Source organism: Methylophilus sp. DMC14 (genome assembly GCF_056314085.1).
Genome location: NZ_JBQUZA010000001.1, coordinates 164,544 through 179,388, shown reverse-complemented (window position 1 = coordinate 179,388; position 14,845 = coordinate 164,544). Strand labels below are relative to the sequence as shown.

The 14,845-nt window shown below is 50.9% G+C and carries 15 protein-coding genes; 5 read left to right on the top strand and 10 right to left on the bottom strand.

The annotated features are described in order from the left end of the window. The first annotated feature begins 438 nt into the window (after positions 1–438). Positions 439–1,233 (top strand): ParA family protein, encoded by a 795-nt coding sequence (locus ACT53C_RS00910; protein ID WP_338655286.1) that lies wholly within the window; start codon positions 439–441, stop codon positions 1,231–1,233. A gap of 6 nt (positions 1,234–1,239) precedes the next feature. Here ACT53C_RS00910 and corA read toward each other — a convergent pair whose 3' ends face one another. Beyond that, entirely contained in the window at positions 1,240–2,328 is a 1,089-nt protein-coding gene (gene corA / locus ACT53C_RS00905) for a magnesium/cobalt transporter CorA (protein ID WP_476144925.1), read from the bottom strand. A gap of 119 nt (positions 2,329–2,447) precedes the next feature. Between corA and aroC the strand changes: the two genes are divergently transcribed. Both aroC and ACT53C_RS00895 read left to right on the top strand, forming a co-directional pair. Continuing rightward, positions 2,448–3,539: a chorismate synthase gene (gene aroC / locus ACT53C_RS00900; RefSeq protein ID WP_275356308.1), complete on the top strand. Its 1,092-nt coding sequence runs from the start codon at positions 2,448–2,450 to the stop codon at positions 3,537–3,539. A 55-nt stretch (positions 3,540–3,594) separates the two neighbouring features. Next, complete coding sequence (locus ACT53C_RS00895; protein ID WP_379074735.1) at positions 3,595–4,767, top strand: MFS transporter; 1,173 nt, start codon at positions 3,595–3,597, stop codon at positions 4,765–4,767. Between the two features lie 193 nt (positions 4,768–4,960). Here the strand turns inward: ACT53C_RS00895 and folE2 are convergent, their stop codons facing one another. The 8 genes from folE2 to ACT53C_RS00855 form a co-directional block, all read right to left on the bottom strand. Further along, positions 4,961–5,770 carry a GTP cyclohydrolase FolE2 gene (gene folE2 / locus ACT53C_RS00890; protein ID WP_476144387.1) on the bottom strand — a complete coding sequence of 270 codons (810 nt, stop codon included), beginning with the start codon at positions 5,768–5,770 and terminating at the stop codon, positions 4,961–4,963. A 49-nt stretch (positions 5,771–5,819) separates the two neighbouring features. After that, positions 5,820–7,664 (bottom strand): 1-deoxy-D-xylulose-5-phosphate synthase, encoded by a 1,845-nt coding sequence (dxs, locus tag ACT53C_RS00885; protein WP_476144386.1) that lies wholly within the window; start codon positions 7,662–7,664, stop codon positions 5,820–5,822. A 2-nt stretch (positions 7,665–7,666) separates the two neighbouring features. Next, positions 7,667–8,557 (bottom strand): polyprenyl synthetase family protein, encoded by an 891-nt coding sequence (locus tag ACT53C_RS00880; protein WP_476144385.1) that lies wholly within the window; start codon positions 8,555–8,557, stop codon positions 7,667–7,669. 26 nt (positions 8,558–8,583) lie between these two features. After that, positions 8,584–8,829: an exodeoxyribonuclease VII small subunit gene (locus ACT53C_RS00875; protein WP_194748651.1), complete on the bottom strand. Its 246-nt coding sequence runs from the start codon at positions 8,827–8,829 to the stop codon at positions 8,584–8,586. A gap of 73 nt (positions 8,830–8,902) precedes the next feature. Further along, the gene (locus ACT53C_RS00870) at positions 8,903–9,556 is read right to left on the bottom strand and encodes an alpha/beta hydrolase (protein WP_476144384.1); all 654 of its coding nucleotides are present in this window, start codon (positions 9,554–9,556) and stop codon (positions 8,903–8,905) included. 222 nt (positions 9,557–9,778) lie between these two features. Beyond that, positions 9,779–10,135: a type IV pilin protein gene (locus ACT53C_RS00865; protein ID WP_476144383.1), complete on the bottom strand. Its 357-nt coding sequence runs from the start codon at positions 10,133–10,135 to the stop codon at positions 9,779–9,781. A gap of 443 nt (positions 10,136–10,578) precedes the next feature. After that, positions 10,579–11,124 (bottom strand): SRPBCC family protein, encoded by a 546-nt coding sequence (locus ACT53C_RS00860; RefSeq protein ID WP_476144382.1) that lies wholly within the window; start codon positions 11,122–11,124, stop codon positions 10,579–10,581. 198 nt (positions 11,125–11,322) lie between these two features. Further along, positions 11,323–12,264, bottom strand: coding sequence for a YVTN family beta-propeller repeat protein (locus tag ACT53C_RS00855; RefSeq protein ID WP_476144381.1), 942 nt, complete (start codon positions 12,262–12,264; stop codon positions 11,323–11,325). A gap of 255 nt (positions 12,265–12,519) precedes the next feature. On the opposite strand from ACT53C_RS00855, the gene ACT53C_RS00850 reads away from it, so the two are divergent. Further along, positions 12,520–13,068: an RNA pyrophosphohydrolase gene (locus ACT53C_RS00850; protein ID WP_275356300.1), complete on the top strand. Its 549-nt coding sequence runs from the start codon at positions 12,520–12,522 to the stop codon at positions 13,066–13,068. A gap of 14 nt (positions 13,069–13,082) precedes the next feature. Here ACT53C_RS00850 and msrA read toward each other — a convergent pair whose 3' ends face one another. Further along, positions 13,083–13,598, bottom strand: coding sequence for a peptide-methionine (S)-S-oxide reductase MsrA (msrA, locus tag ACT53C_RS00845; RefSeq protein WP_476144380.1), 516 nt, complete (start codon positions 13,596–13,598; stop codon positions 13,083–13,085). Positions 13,599–13,761: 163 nt separating this feature from the next. On the opposite strand from msrA, the gene gap reads away from it, so the two are divergent. Next, entirely contained in the window at positions 13,762–14,763 is a 1,002-nt protein-coding gene (gene gap / locus ACT53C_RS00840) for a type I glyceraldehyde-3-phosphate dehydrogenase (RefSeq protein ID WP_476144379.1), read from the top strand. Positions 14,764–14,845 lie beyond the last annotated feature (82 nt).

The following is a 14,845-nucleotide window of genomic DNA, read 5'->3' as shown; positions in this document are numbered from 1 at the left end:
CTATTCCCTTTTTGACTGTTTTTTTAAAACAGTTTTTCAAGCGATTCTTGCAAGTTGTTGTTTTTATTAAAGTTACAATTTAATAACAATTGAATTTTGTCTTTTACAATTCAGTTACAGCTTGGTCAAATAACTGCAATAACTCCTCCCTATACTGAACACATCTTTAAACGAAACACAAAATGTTTTGTTTGATGGCTAGGTTTAGTTGATTTTCAACGACTAGCATTGATTTCCTCCTGATCCAAACCCCCTTTTAACCCGCTTTTGCGGGTTTCTTTTTTTGTACTGTTTGCTTTGTGCGCCCGGCTTTGTTGCTTGCACAGGCGGTGCGGGGTGGTCTCTACTGGCAACATCGTTTATGATAGTGCGCATCTAGGTCTGAAATATCCAGGTCTGAAATGATTTCCTCAAGCGCGACTTTGCATTCATACCCTCATGTTAAAAATTGCCATTCTTAATCAGAAAGCCGGAGTTGGGGCGACGACGACTGCGCTAAATCTGGCCGCCGCCTACCAGCGCAAACAACGTCCAGCGTTGTTGCTGGATATGGATCCGCAGGCAAGATTGACCGAGATCTATAAGCACACAGGGTTGAATGTTCAGTCCAGCCTGCTCGATTTTTATGAGCGTGGCACCGCTGTCGCCAACCTGGTTCAACCGCTACGTAATGGTTTGCAAGTGATTACGGCCAATCATGCGTTGAGCAAGCTCGATTCGCAATTTGGCCGTGGACCGGCGACCCTGAGTAAGTTGAATGCGGGCTTGGACACCCTGGCACAACAGCAGCCGGCGTTAACGGTGGTGATGGATTGCTGCCCGTACATGGGGGTGATTTCATTAAGTGCCGTGTTTGCCAGTGACTTGGTCGTGGTCCCTGTGACCACGGATTATTTATCGATTCATTCTGCGGTCAGGATGGACAAGGCGCTCAATGCCTTGCAGCCCGTGCTCAAGCGCAAGATCGCGCGCCGCTACCTGCTCACGCGTGCCGAGTCACGCAAGAGCATGACCACTGAGGTGGAGCAGGAAATGCGCCGCCTGTTTGGTCAGGAGCTGCTCATGACCAAAATTGGTGAGCATGCTGCCTTGAGCGAAAGTCTGCGCATGGGCCAGCATGTGTTTGAGTATGACGCACAAAGTGCCGCCGCCCATGACTATCTGGCGCTTTACTTCGAGCTGCAGGATGTGTTCAGGCAATTGAACCGGCAACCGCTGGCGACGCTTGCCTGAGCGCCACTAAGCTTCACGGCGGCTGCTTAACCACTGCCGCCGCCAGAAAACTAGCAGCATGGCCAAGGCAATGCCCAGCATCATCAACATCGCCCACCAAAAGCCGTTTGGCTCCTTGAGCCATGGCATTTCATTGAAGTTCATGCCAAAAATCCCCGCAATCAGTGTCGCTGGCATAAACAGCATGGCGACCACGGTCAATGCCCGTACTTCCAGGTTGACGCGCTGACTCAGGCTGGTCATGTAAATATCCATGAGTCCACTCAAGGTGTCACGGATCGCTTCCAGCGACTCGGTGAAATGCACGGTGTGATCATACAGGTCGCGCAGGTAAGGTACAGTTTGCGGACTAAAGAATCCGTGTTCATTGCGGATCAAGCTATTGAGCACTTCTCGCAAGGGCCATACTGCCCGTCTGAGCTGGATGGACACATGTTTGAGGCGGTGGATATTCTGCAGGTCTTCCGGCGTGGGCTGGTTAAGCAAATGGGCTTCGAGTTGTTCGGCATCCTCATTGATGGCCTCCAGCACCTGAAAGTAACGTTCCATCAAGCTATCTAGCAGGGTATAGCACAAGTAGTCCGGGCCACTTTGACGCAGCAAGGCCTGGCCCTGGCGCAAGCGCTCGCGCACGGGCTCAAAACTGCCAGAGGGCCTTTCCTGAAAAGTCAGCAGCCACTCACGACCCAAGGCCATGCTGATTTGCTCGGAGCTCACACTCATGCTTTCAGCATCATAGTAAAACAGGCGCGTTTCCAGAAACAGGTAGTCGGGGTAGGTATCCAGTTTGGGACGCTGTTCGGTATTTAAAATATCGTCCAGTACCAGCGGGTGCAGTTTGAAGCGGCGGGCAACCGCTTGTAACAAAGGGATATCCAGCACGCCGTGCACGTTAATCCAGGCGACATGCCCGGCAGGGGCTTGCCAGTCGACAATGTCGTGCATCGTCAGTTGCTGCGCGACTAGCGCTTGCGTGTTGTAGCAAATTTTATGAATGCAGGCGGCGGTTGACTCTGTTTGCGTGTTCGTGTCGATGCCGGTTTGCGGCTTGCCTAACAGGCGATGTTTGCGGTGCGGGTGCTTGCGTTTAGCCATCATGGTCCCAGATCAATAAGCCGTTTCAGCATAAGCGTTCAAGGCCCGGAAATCAACCCGTGGGCGGGGTCGCAGGCAGTCTATGATAAAATAAACAAAATTATTCAGTGAGAGTTCACATGTCTGGCAATACCATCGGCACCCTGTTTACCCTGACCTCATTCGGCGAATCGCATGGTCCGGCCATTGGCGGGATTGTGGATGGCTGTCCACCAGGGCTGGAATTGAGTGCGGCCGATTTGCAAGTCGATCTTGATCGCCGCAAACCAGGGACTTCACGCCACGTCACACAACGGGCTGAAGCCGATGAGGTTGAGATTTTGTCTGGCGTGTTTGAAGGCAAAACGACGGGCACACCGATTGGCCTGCTGATTCGCAATACCGATCAGCGCTCGCAGGATTACAGCAAAATCATGGACACTTTCCGTCCTGGCCATGCGGATTATACCTATGCCCAGAAATACGGCATTCGCGATTACCGTGGCGGTGGCCGTTCCAGTGCGCGTGAAACAGCGGTGCGTGTAGCCGCCGGCGCCATTGCCAAAAAATGGCTCAAGCAACAATACGGCGTAGAAATCCGCGGCTATTTGAGCCAACTCGGTGAAATCAAGGTGCCGTTTGTGGGCTGGGAAGCGCTGGCACACGAGGGCAATGCTTTCTTTGCCCCCAATGTCGAGATGTTGCCGCAACTTGAAGCTTATATGGACCAGATCCGTAGCGAGCGCGATTCTGTCGGTGCTCAGATTACTGTGGTGGCCGAACGCGTGCCGGTTGGTCTGGGCGAACCGATTTTCGACCGTCTGGATGCCGATATTGCGCATGCGATGATGGGCATTAACGCCGTCAAAGGTGTGGAAATCGGTGCCGGGTTTGATTCGATTGCCCAGCGCGGCAGCGAGCATTGTGATGAGTTGACGCCAGAAGGGTTTGCCACCAACCATGCCGGGGGCATTTTGGGCGGCATTTCCAGCGGTCAGGACATTGTGGTCAATGTCGCGTTCAAGCCCACGTCCAGTATCCCGCAAGCGCGTCGTTCAATTAATCAGTCTGGCGAGGCGATCATGATGCAAACCACGGGTCGTCATGACCCTTGTGTCGGCATCCGGGCCACGCCTATCGTTGAGGCGATGCTGGCATTGGTGCTGATGGATCATGCCCTGCGTCATCGTGGCCAGAATGCGGACGTACATTCAAACACGCCTCGTCTGTAATTTCACCCGCCCATGGCCTGCGCCTGGGCGGTGACCTTTAAAGCGCACAACTGTCATGAGCCACGCCTTACACTTTAATCTGTCGCGCTTTTATTTCATCTACTACTTTTTCGTCGGTGCGTTCGTTCCCTACTGGGGGCTTTATCTGACGGCCGAATCCTTCAGTCCTGCCGATATCGGCATCCTCATGTCGCTGTTTCAGTTGAGCCGGATCGTCGCGCCCAATCTGTGGGGCTGGCTGGCTGACCATACCCGGCAACGTGTACGCTGGATACGCCTGACCGCGTTTCTCGGCTTGCTGGGATTTGTCGCCATCTTTTGGGCCCATGATTTCAAGACCATGTTTATTGTCATGGTCGCCTTAAGTTTATTTACCAGCTCCACCTTGCCGCTGTCGGAGTCGCTGGTACTGGCGCATTTGGCCAGCACCAACGGTCACTACAGCAAAATTCGTTTGTGGGGCTCCTGGGGCTTTATTGTGGCCTCAGTCTTACTCGGTTACCTGACGGACTGGTTTGGCATAGGCAGCCTGCTCTGGTTTATTCTGCTGGTGCAATGCAGCTTGTTTGGCCTGACCTGGTTATTACCTGAGGCGCATGTTCCACCGCATGCGCAGGATGATTTTTCAGTGTGGCAAATTCTGAAGCAGCCTGCCGTGATGTCGCTGCTGATTGGCTGCGCCATGATGGTGACCGCGCATGGGCTCATGTATAACTTTTATTCGATTTATCTGGCCGAGCATGGCTATAGCAAAGGCATGATCGGCTGGTTATGGTCGCTAGGCGTGATTTGCGAAATTGGCATTTTCATGAAAATGCCCTGGATCATGGCACGCTTTAAACTCAAAACCATTTTGCTGGTGAGCCTGCTGATTGGCGTGGTGCGCTTTACCATGATGGGTCTGGTGCCAGATCAACTGTGGTTGTTGTTACTGGCGCAAACCCTGCATGCGTTTACCTTTGGCAGTTTTCATGCGGCCTCGGTCGAGGTGGTGACGCAATATTTTAATGGCCGTCACCAGGCCAAAGGGCAGGCCATATATAACAGTGTGGCGTACGGGGTAGGTGGCGCGCTGGGTGGCTTACTCGGGGGCTTTGCTTTGCAGTATTTAGGCGGCCAATTAACGTTTACGCTAGCGGCGCTGTTTCCGCTCCTGGGGGCGATCATCGTGGCGGTGGGCCTGCATCTGCACCAACCTTATGCGCGCAATGGCATGTTTAGTCATTAGTACCTACAGTTCAGCAGATATAAAAACGGCCTGATAGGCCGTTTTTATTTGCATGCGTTGTTTATGAAAGACGTTTGTCTTTTTCAATTAACGCATAAGCACTGTGGTTGTGAATACTCTCAAAGTTTTAGTTTCGGCCGCTTCGCTTAACATCGAAGAGATGTTAGCCTCCACTGAAATTTCGAGTCGGGTGCTATTTATTGTCTCTTTTATCCTTCTCAATTAATGCATAAGCCGAGTGATTGTGGATAGACTCGAAATTTTCAGATTCAACAACGTATTTGATGATGCGTTTTTCATCATTGAGTTGTGCTGCGACGTCACGCACCATATCCTCGACAAATTTTGGATTGTCATAGGCACGCTCGGTAACGAATTTTTCATCTGGACGCTTGAGCAGACCATACAACTGGCAAGAGGCTTGTTCTTCAATCAGGGTTACCAGGTCTTCCAGCCACATAAACTCGCTCAATAATGCAGTCACAGTCACATGTGAGCGCTGATTATGTGCGCCGTAGTCAGAAATCTTCTTGCTGCATGGGCACAGGCTGGTCACTGGCACCATGACTTTGACGGTAATCTCGAACTGGCCGTTTTTGATTTCACCGATAAACGTTACTTCATAATCAAGCAGGCTTTTCACGCCAGATACTGGCGCCGCTTTGTTGATGAAGTAAGGGAAACGCATTTCCACATAGCCTGATTCAGCCTCCAGGCGCTCAACCATTTGGCGCAAGATGGTTTCAAATGAATCAATCGAGATGGCACGCTCGTTCATGTTCAATATCTCGACAAAGCGAGACATATGCGTGCCTTTAAAATTGTGCGGCAAGTGCACAAACATATCAAACATCGCTACGGTATGTTGTTCGCCGCCTGTTTTGTCTTTGACAATCACAGGGTGACGGATAGATTTGATGCCGACTTTGTTGATGTCCAGACGACGCACGTCAGGCGTATTTTGTACGTCTTCAATCGTTGTGGGGATCACGGGTTGATTCATTAGGGTTCCATAGCGGGGATGCCCGCCTGTTAGTTAATAGTTGAGTTTACTACTCGGAAATTAATTTCTCAATAGCCAAGCGTATACCGGTCTCGTCTAGACCACAATCCGCAAGCATAGTTTCATGTTTGCCGTGATCAATAAAACGGTCAGGAAGTCCCAGGCAGCGGATGGCTTTCACCACGCCATGCGACTGCAAGCACTCCATGACGGCAGCGCCAGCTCCACCCTGAACAGCGTTTTCTTCCACCGTGACCAGGTAGTCGTGGGTTTGCGCCATGTGCAACACCATCGCTTCATCCAGCGGTTTGATAAAGCGCATGTTCACCACGCTGGCATTCAAAGCTTCTGCAGCTTGTAATGCAGGCTCCAGCATGCTGCCAAACGCCAGAATTGCCACTTTTACGCCCTGTCTGACTTGGCTGGCTTTGCCGATTGCTAGCGTCGCTAACGTGGGCGACACGGTGGCACCGATGCCACTGCCGCGCGGATAGCGCACGGCCGCAGTCCCAGGGTAGTGGTAGCCGGTAGACAGCATCAGCCGGCACTCGTTTTCATCGCTGGGTGCCATAATGACGATCTCCGGGATGCAGCGCAAAAAGCTTAAATCAAAGCTGCCAGCATGGGTGGGGCCATCGGCACCGACCAGCCCGGCACGGTCAATCGCCAGTAACACATCCAGTTTTTGCAGCGCAATATCGTGGATCAATTGGTCGTAAGCGCGCTGTAAAAAGGTTGAGTAGATCGCCACTACGGGCTTAAGGCCATCGCACGCCATGCCAGCAGCAAAGGTCAATGCGTGTTGTTCAGCAATGCCGACATCAAAATAGCGTGCTGGATACGTCTCTGCAAAACGGTTGAGCCCGGAACCATCACACATGGCAGGCGTGATGCCTATCAGTTTGTCATCTGCTGCGGCCATGTCTACCAGCCAATCACCAAACACTTGCGTATAGGTTGGACGGTCGCTAGGCATCGGGCTGTGACCATTTTCCGGGTCAAACTTGCTCACGCCGTGGTATTTGTTCGGATTATCTTCAGCCGGGCTATAGCCTTTGCCTTTTTGCGTCACCACATGCAAGAACTGCGGCCCTTGTAATTGGCGGATATTGCCCAGCGTATCCACCAGCGTGTCTATATCGTGGCCATCAATCGGGCCGATGTAATTAAACCCGAACTCTTCAAACAGTGTGCCAGGCGTGACCATGCCTTTGGCGTGCTCTTCTGCGCGTTTGGCAAATTCTTTCACGGGCGGCATGATATCCAGCACTTTTTTACCGCTACGGCGCACGCTGTCATACAGTTTGCCGGACATCAGGCGGGCCAGGTAATTGTTGAGCGCTCCCACATTGTTGGAAATGCTCATGTCGTTGTCATTGAGGATCACCAGGATATTGGTATCCATGTCGCCCGCATTATTGAGCGCCTCAAACGCCATGCCTGCGGTCATGGCACCATCGCCGATAATGGCAACACTGCGGCGATCCAGTCCTTGTGCTTTGGCGGCCACCGCCATGCCTAGCGCCGCTGAAATCGAGGTGCTGGAGTGGCCGGTGCCAAAGGTGTCGTATTCACTCTCGTCGCGCTTGGGAAAACCGGCAATCCCGCCCGCCTTGCGCAGGCTTGCCATGGCTTCGCGTCTACCAGTCAGGATTTTGTGCGGATAGGTTTGATGGCCGACATCCCATACCAGACGGTCATCCGGCGTGTTGTAAATGTAATGCAGCGCAATGGTCAGTTCGACGACGCCAAGGTTGGAGGCGAGATGCCCCCCTGTTTGCGAGACGCTTTGAATCAGAAATGCTCGCAGTTCTGCGGCCAGCACCTTGAGTTGTGTGCGCTCGAGTGCGCGTAACTCAGTGGGGGATTGAATACGGGACAACAGTGAAGTCATGATTAAAAAGGACGCTCACAAATAAATTTGGCAATCCCGCGCAGCGGATCCGCCTGGGCACCATAGCCTGCCAATAATTGCAGTGCTTCAGCATAAAGTGCTTCTACCAGCGTTTTTGCCTCTTCCAGCCCCAGCAGGCTGACATAGGTGGACTTGTCTTGCAGCGCATCTTTGCCAGCTGTTTTGCCCAGGGTTTGCGTATCTGCCGTTGCATCGAGAATGTCATCGACGACCTGAAATGCCAGACCCATCTTTTGGCTGTATTGCTCCAAACACTGAATTAATGCCGGTGCTGTTTCTGGTGCCGCATAAGCGCCAAGCAGTGTTGCGGCCTGGATCAGCGCGCCAGTTTTATATTGATGCATGGTCTCTAACTCAGCGCGCGTCAACCGTTTGCCCGTACTCTGCAAATCGATGCTTTGACCACCACACATGCCACGTGAGCCGGTCGCTTGTGCCAGTACCTGCACTTGCTTGAGCGCTTGTGGCGCTTGCGTCTCAGCAATGCATTCAAACGCCAGGCTTTGCAGCGCATCACCCACCAAGAGTGCCGTGGCATCGTCATACTGCTTGTGGCAGCTGGGTTTGCCACGACGCAAATCGTCGTCATCCATGCATGGCATATCGTCATGCACCAATGAAAAGGCGTGAATCAACTCGACAGCTGCCGCACTGGCATCAGCCGTCATTCTGGAGGTGCCTGCCAGTTCTGCTGCGGCATAACTCAATAAGGCGCGGACCCGTTTACCCCCACCCAGCACCGAATAACGCATGGCCTGGTGCAGGCGCTCAGGCAATACTTGGTCACTTGGCAAGAGGCGAGACAGCACCTGCTCCACATGTTGTTGATGTGCGCGTGCCCAGTGATCAAAGACAAAAGCAGAAGTGGTCATGAATAAACAGGAAAGTGGCTGGCGGGTTAATTCGCTTCGAAGGGCGTCAGTTGCTGTTGTTGGTTAAGCAGCATCACGGTTTGTTCTGCTTGCTCTAAAGAGGTCTGGCAAGCTTGTAACAATTGCACGCCCTCAGTATAGGCTGCCAGCGAGGCCTCCAGCGGCAATTCGCCTGACTCCATGCGCTTGACGATGGTTTCTAGCGCCGCCAGGCGTTCGGCAAAACTGGGTTGATCACTCACCGCAGACGGTGTTTTTTTGGGAGCACTCATGAAAATAGGCCTATGAAAACGCTGGCTATTTTAACAAAACTCCCCCTGCTTGCGGGATTATTCTCAAGCTGGGTTATTGCGCTGGCGGAAGCACCTTGAGCAAAAATTGGCGGATATCGTTGATCTCTTCGTCGCAAACACTATGCGGCATATCGTATTCATGCCATTCCACCGCGTAGCCAGCAGCCTCCAGTGTTTGCCGCGACGCTTGCGCGGTTGCCAGTGTGATTACACTATCAACGCGCCCATGCGCCATCCAGATCGGGCATTGCTGGTTGGCTGGGTGTTTTTCTTGAGAGAGCTGGCTCTTTAAGGGCAGGTATGTGGAAAGCGCCAGTACGCCTGCCAACGTTTGGGGAAAGCGCGTTGCTGTATGTAACGCCATCGCGCCGCCTTGCGAGAACCCTGCCAGTAAAATGCGGTGCGCCGGGATGCCCTGCGCAATTTCGGCTTCTATCATCGCATTTAATGTTGCTTGCATGCTTTTAATCCCGGCTTCATCTTGCGGGCTGTCCGGCTGTAGCCCAAAAATGTCATACCAGGCGCGCATTTCGTAACCGTTATTCAGGGTGACTGGACGATAGGGGGCGTGGGGTAGGATGAATTTGATATGGGGCAGGTTGAACATTTGTACGACAGGCTCAAAGTCATGGCCGTCTGCGCCCAGGCCATGCATCCAGATAAGGCAATTTTGTGCTTGCGGGTGTTTAATGATACTTTCTAGCATGTAATCTATTCTAAATTTGGAAACTTTTGGAAGTTTAGCAAAAAATAAAATGGTGATTTGTGGTTAGAGTTAAACTGAAGCGGTGAGGTCATATCATTGACTTGATTGTTGTAAGGCCTCAACGATTTAATATCTGATCGATAAATTGGATTCTTTAATGAAGAAACCCCTGCAATGCAGGGGTTTCTATAGTCATTTGAATGAGATTCAATTGTCAAGTAATTAGTTAAGTGTGCAGGAGCCGGCATTACTCATCAGGCAGGCAACTGTTTTACCAGTCCCAGACCTAGGGGTAAAATTCAACGCAGCAGCGCTACTCGCATCGGTTGGAACAGCTGGAGCAGCGCTACAATTACTAGTAGCAGTAATGGCGTATGCCGTTGGTGTGTTGCCTAAAGTTAATTGAGTATATGCCCGCTTGGACCAAGCTGTAGCTTCTTCCATACATGCGCCATCATGCGCTGATTGAACATAATCTGTGTAAGCCGGGATCGCTACAGAAGCCAAAATACCAATAATCGCTACCACGATCATCAATTCAATCAGGGTGAAACCTTGTTGTGCGTGTTTTTTCATCATGTTTTCCTTCAAGTCAAGTTTAAAGTCAGTTACTTCTTTGTTTAATTCACTGCTTTTTTAACAGTGTTGGCTAACCCTAAAGCAACAGGTGTGCCAATCCGCTTTTGTGGTTTGTAACTGATTGAAAAGTATGAATTAAAGGGTTTTTTTGCTTTATTTCTTTGAATTGAATTTAAAAAGTAAGCTGGCGTATGTGATCGCCCAAGTTGACAGAAAGTGACAGGCTTTGCCCATCTGTGACAGGGGAGGTGATGGTTTTGGGCAGGTGTTCGGCTAAATGCAAAAAAGGGATTGTGTGGTACACAATCCCTTTACTTGGGCCAGTCGCTTGCTTTTGGCAGTGACTGATTTGCAAAAACAGTGTTGTTTACAACGTAAGACTTACCAGAATTTCCACCAGGGTTTACTGTTGCCTTGCGATTTTTTCCCAGAACCCTGGCTAATTACTTTCCCGATTCGGCAACCTTTTTCAGGCTGTCGAGACTTGGGTCAAAAAAGTCGTCGAGTGCTTTGGTGGCGGCATCATCGTTTTGCTCAGGTTTTGGAATGTTGGAGGAGTCAGCGCGCGTATAGCTGCCTTTGATTGAAACGACGGTGTCATTGCCGTTGGCGGTGACTGTGATCATCGGGTAAAAGTTAGTGAACTGTAATGTACTTTTTTCGTAGACATATTCGTATTTAACGCGCATGCCAGCGTCATCAATGAAACGCAGTTTTTCGTACATAACACCGCCGTTTTTCAGTTTGACGGTGCGGTAGGTGGCGTCGTCACCATTTTCATCTTTTTTCTGTTCTACGGTTGTAGAGGCAACGCCTGAGTTCCAGGCTTGTTCGTTACCAAAATCTTTGACCAATGCCCATACTTTTGCAGCGGGCGCTTTGATGGTGACGCTTTTTTCAAAGCGTAAGGCAGCTGCACCGTGTGCACCTGCGGTGAGTGGGATCAACGGCAATAAAGAAACTGCAATCATGCCTAGAAATTTTTTCATTACATATCTCCTGAAATTTACAGACTTTTAAAACGCTTTTAAAACTAAAGCTCGGCGTGGATCGGTAAGCGGTCAAAGTGTTTTAAAAAACAATCCGAGACTTTACCCAAAAATAAACTTCTTTGCGACTAATTCATTGGTCATCCTGTGAAAAAATCAAAAAATAGATTGCTTCGGCTCTGCACAGGCCTTTTCTTGCTATTTCGCTTCGAGAATAAATTGCCCGAAAGAGCGGCATAACTTGGGACTGCTGATCGTTTGCGTCACGGTATTCGTGAGCGCATCAATGATGGAGACATTGTCAGTACCCCAGTTGACGACTAGTACCTGATTGCTGGCCTTGTCGTATTCAATGCCCTCGGGATATTCGCCCACGGCGATGGTTTTGATAGTGTTGCCGTTGGTCAAATCAATCACCGACACGCTTTCGGCGTGATTGTTGCTCACGTAAGCACGACGGCCATCTGGACTGATCGCCACGCCATAAGGGTGCTGCCCGGTTTTGACGGTGCTGGCCTGATAGGTGTCTACATTAAGCAAGGTGAGCGTGTTGCTGACCACATTAACGACAAACACGGTTTTACCATCCGGGCTCAAGCTCAGCGCAAAAGGATGAAGGCCAACGGGCACTTGCGCGATGGTTTTTAAGGTTTTGGTATCGACCACGGTGACATCGTTACTGTCGCGGTTGGCGATAAACAGTTTTTTGTTATCTGCACTGACCAGCAAGCCGGAAGGGGTTTTGCCCGCTTTGAAGGTTTGCTGTTTTTCAGGATGCGCAGTATCCACTGCAATCACTTGCTCGCCGCCCCAATCGGCCACGTACAAGGTTTTCTCGTCGCGGCTTAAAGCAATGCCAACGGCTTGGGCGTTGACCGGAATTTCTTGCACCGTTTGTTGGGTTGCGCTATTGATCACTGACACTGTTTGGCTATTAGCGTTGCTGATATACACGCGCTGCTTTTTAGGTGCGATAGCCACCCCGACTGGGGCTTTGCCCACCGCAATGGTACGCGTGACTTGCTTGCTGGCGATGTCCAGCACGGATACGCTGTCACTGCCTTGATTGGTGATGTAAGCGAGGTTGCCCGCTAACGCGAAAACGGGCACACCAAGCAAGAGAGGGGCAAAAAACTTCATACTTGCCAACAGGAGCCGTATAGAGAGCCTGGTCATAAATCTGGTTGAAAATCGCTTGAGCATGGGCAAACAACGCATGGTCTTGTCTCTGGTTGACAGTGTTTTCATGGGGCGCATGATGGATTTTAAATAAATTGGCGAGTCTGCTTTTGAATTTTATACACCTTGCCGGGCTTGCGCATGCTTTTGACGGTTGTCCTTTCATTAAAGGCTAAAGTGTGAAAAAATTGCATGAAATATTGAAGGCAGTTTTTTATGTTAGATCGTGATGGATACCGTCCAAACGTCGGAATTGTGCTTTGCAATACGCACAATCAGGTGTTTTGGGGCAAGCGTATCAGGGAACATGCATGGCAGTTTCCGCAAGGCGGCATCAAATATGGTGAAACGCCTGAGCAAGCCATGTATCGTGAATTGATGGAAGAGGTGGGCCTCAAGCCTGAGCACGTTAAAATTCTGGGCCGTACACGTGACTGGCTGCGCTATGACGTGCCTACCAGCTGGGTCAAGCGTGAGTGGCGCGGAAGCTACAAAGGACAAAAACAGATCTGGTTTTTGTTGCGCCTGATCGGGCGTGACAGTGATGTGTCATTGCGTGCGACCGAGCATCCCGAGTTTGATGCCTGGCGCTGGAGTGAGTATTGGGTGCCTCTGGAGGATGTGATCGAATTCAAGCGCGAGGTCTATCAATTGGCCTTGAATGAATTGGCGACTTTTCTGCATCATCCTGCCAGGCGCCATTATCCTAAAGCGCGAAAACCCTCGGCCGTGACCAAGCAGCCGCCCACCGTAACGCCAGAGTAATGTTCAAGCCTGGTTTATAACCAGCTTGCCGTTGCAATATCTTGCGGCAATATCCACTGCGGTCTCAGGCCGTGGCAGGTGTAGCCGTTGGGGTAACGCAGCAGATAATCCTGATGCTCCGGTTCTGCCAGCCAAAAGTCTGTCGCCGGTGTGAGTTCGGTGACAACTTTGCCGGGCCAGATGCCTGAGGCGTTCATTTCAGCAATCAATTGTTCGGCAACGGCTTTCTGTTCTGCTGAGGCATAAAAAATGGCTGATCTGTAAGAGGGCCCCAAATCGTTACCCTGGCGGTTAGGCGTGGTCGGGTCGTGAATCTGAAAGAAAAACACCAGTAATTGCCGCAGGCTGATCTGCGCGGGATCAAATACAATCTCAATCGCCTCGGCATGGTTGCCATGATTTTTGTAAGTGGCATGAGCCACCTCTCCGCCGGTATAGCCCACCCGTGTGCTGATGACGCCTGGCAGTCTTCTGATTAAATCTTGCATGCCCCAAAAGCAGCCACCCGCCAGAATAATGTTGTCTTGCATAACCTTCCTCTTTCATCACAAGCAGCACTGCGTGGTCAAAATGACCGGGTTTTAAATATGGGAATGCTTGAGTCGTGTATCAAATCAAACACTTACTGTCTGTCCAGTATAGTGTGTTTAGGTTAAAATACTTCATTTTAGTTCTAACAATGTTGGGGAGCATATGTCAGTCAAGGTAGGCATTAACGGATTTGGACGGATAGGTCGCATGGCGTTGCGTGCGGCAATTGAGCAGCCAGAGTTCAGCAATATTGAAGTGGTGGCGATTAACAGCTCATATGATGTTGAATACATGATGTATTTGCTCAAGTATGACTCAGTCCATGGTCGGTTTAATGCCAAAGTAGAAGCTGACAATGGCGCGTTGGTGGTGAATGGTAAGCGTATCCATTTGACGGCTGAGCGCGACCCTAACAATATTGACTGGCGCAAAGGCGGTGCAGAGATTGTGGTGGAGTCCACCGGCGCCTTTTTGACTCAGGAAACCTGCCAGCCGCATATTCAAGGCGGTGCCAAAAAGGTGGTGCAATCTGCGCCGGGTAAAGATGATACTCCCATGTTTGTATTTGGCGTGAATCACCATGAGTATGCTGGTCAGGCCATTATTTCAGCGGCTTCGTGTACCACCAACGGCTTGGCGCCTTTAGCCAAAGTCTTGCACGATAGCTTTGGTATCAAGCGTGGCCTGATGACCACCATTCATGCCGCCACTGCATCACAACTCACGGTTGATGGCACCTCCAAAAAAGACTGGCGCGGCGGTCGCAGTGTGTTTGAAAACATTATTCCTTCGAGTACAGGCGCGGCCAAGGCGGTGGGCAAGGTGATTCCTTCCCTCAACAAAAAACTCACCGGCATGTCCATGCGCGTGCCTTCTGCCGATGTGTCTGTCGTTGACCTGACCGTGGAGCTCAATAGCGAAACGACTTATGAGGCCATTTGTGCAGCCATGCAACAAGCTGCTGACGGCGCGCTGAAAGGCGTACTGGAATACACTAACGAGAAGGTGGTTTCCAGTGACTTCCGTAGCAGCCCAGCCGCCAGTGTGTTTGATGCAGATGCCGGCATTATGCTGGATCCGACCTTTGTCAAAGCGGTCGGCTGGTATGACAATGAATACGGATATACCTGTAACCTGCTGCGTCTGGTTCAACACATTGCTTAATCATGCACGGGGCTTTATGCCCCGTTTGCTTTTGCCAAACAGCTTTTTATCCTTACCAGTTTATATTCAAGCGGCGCCGACC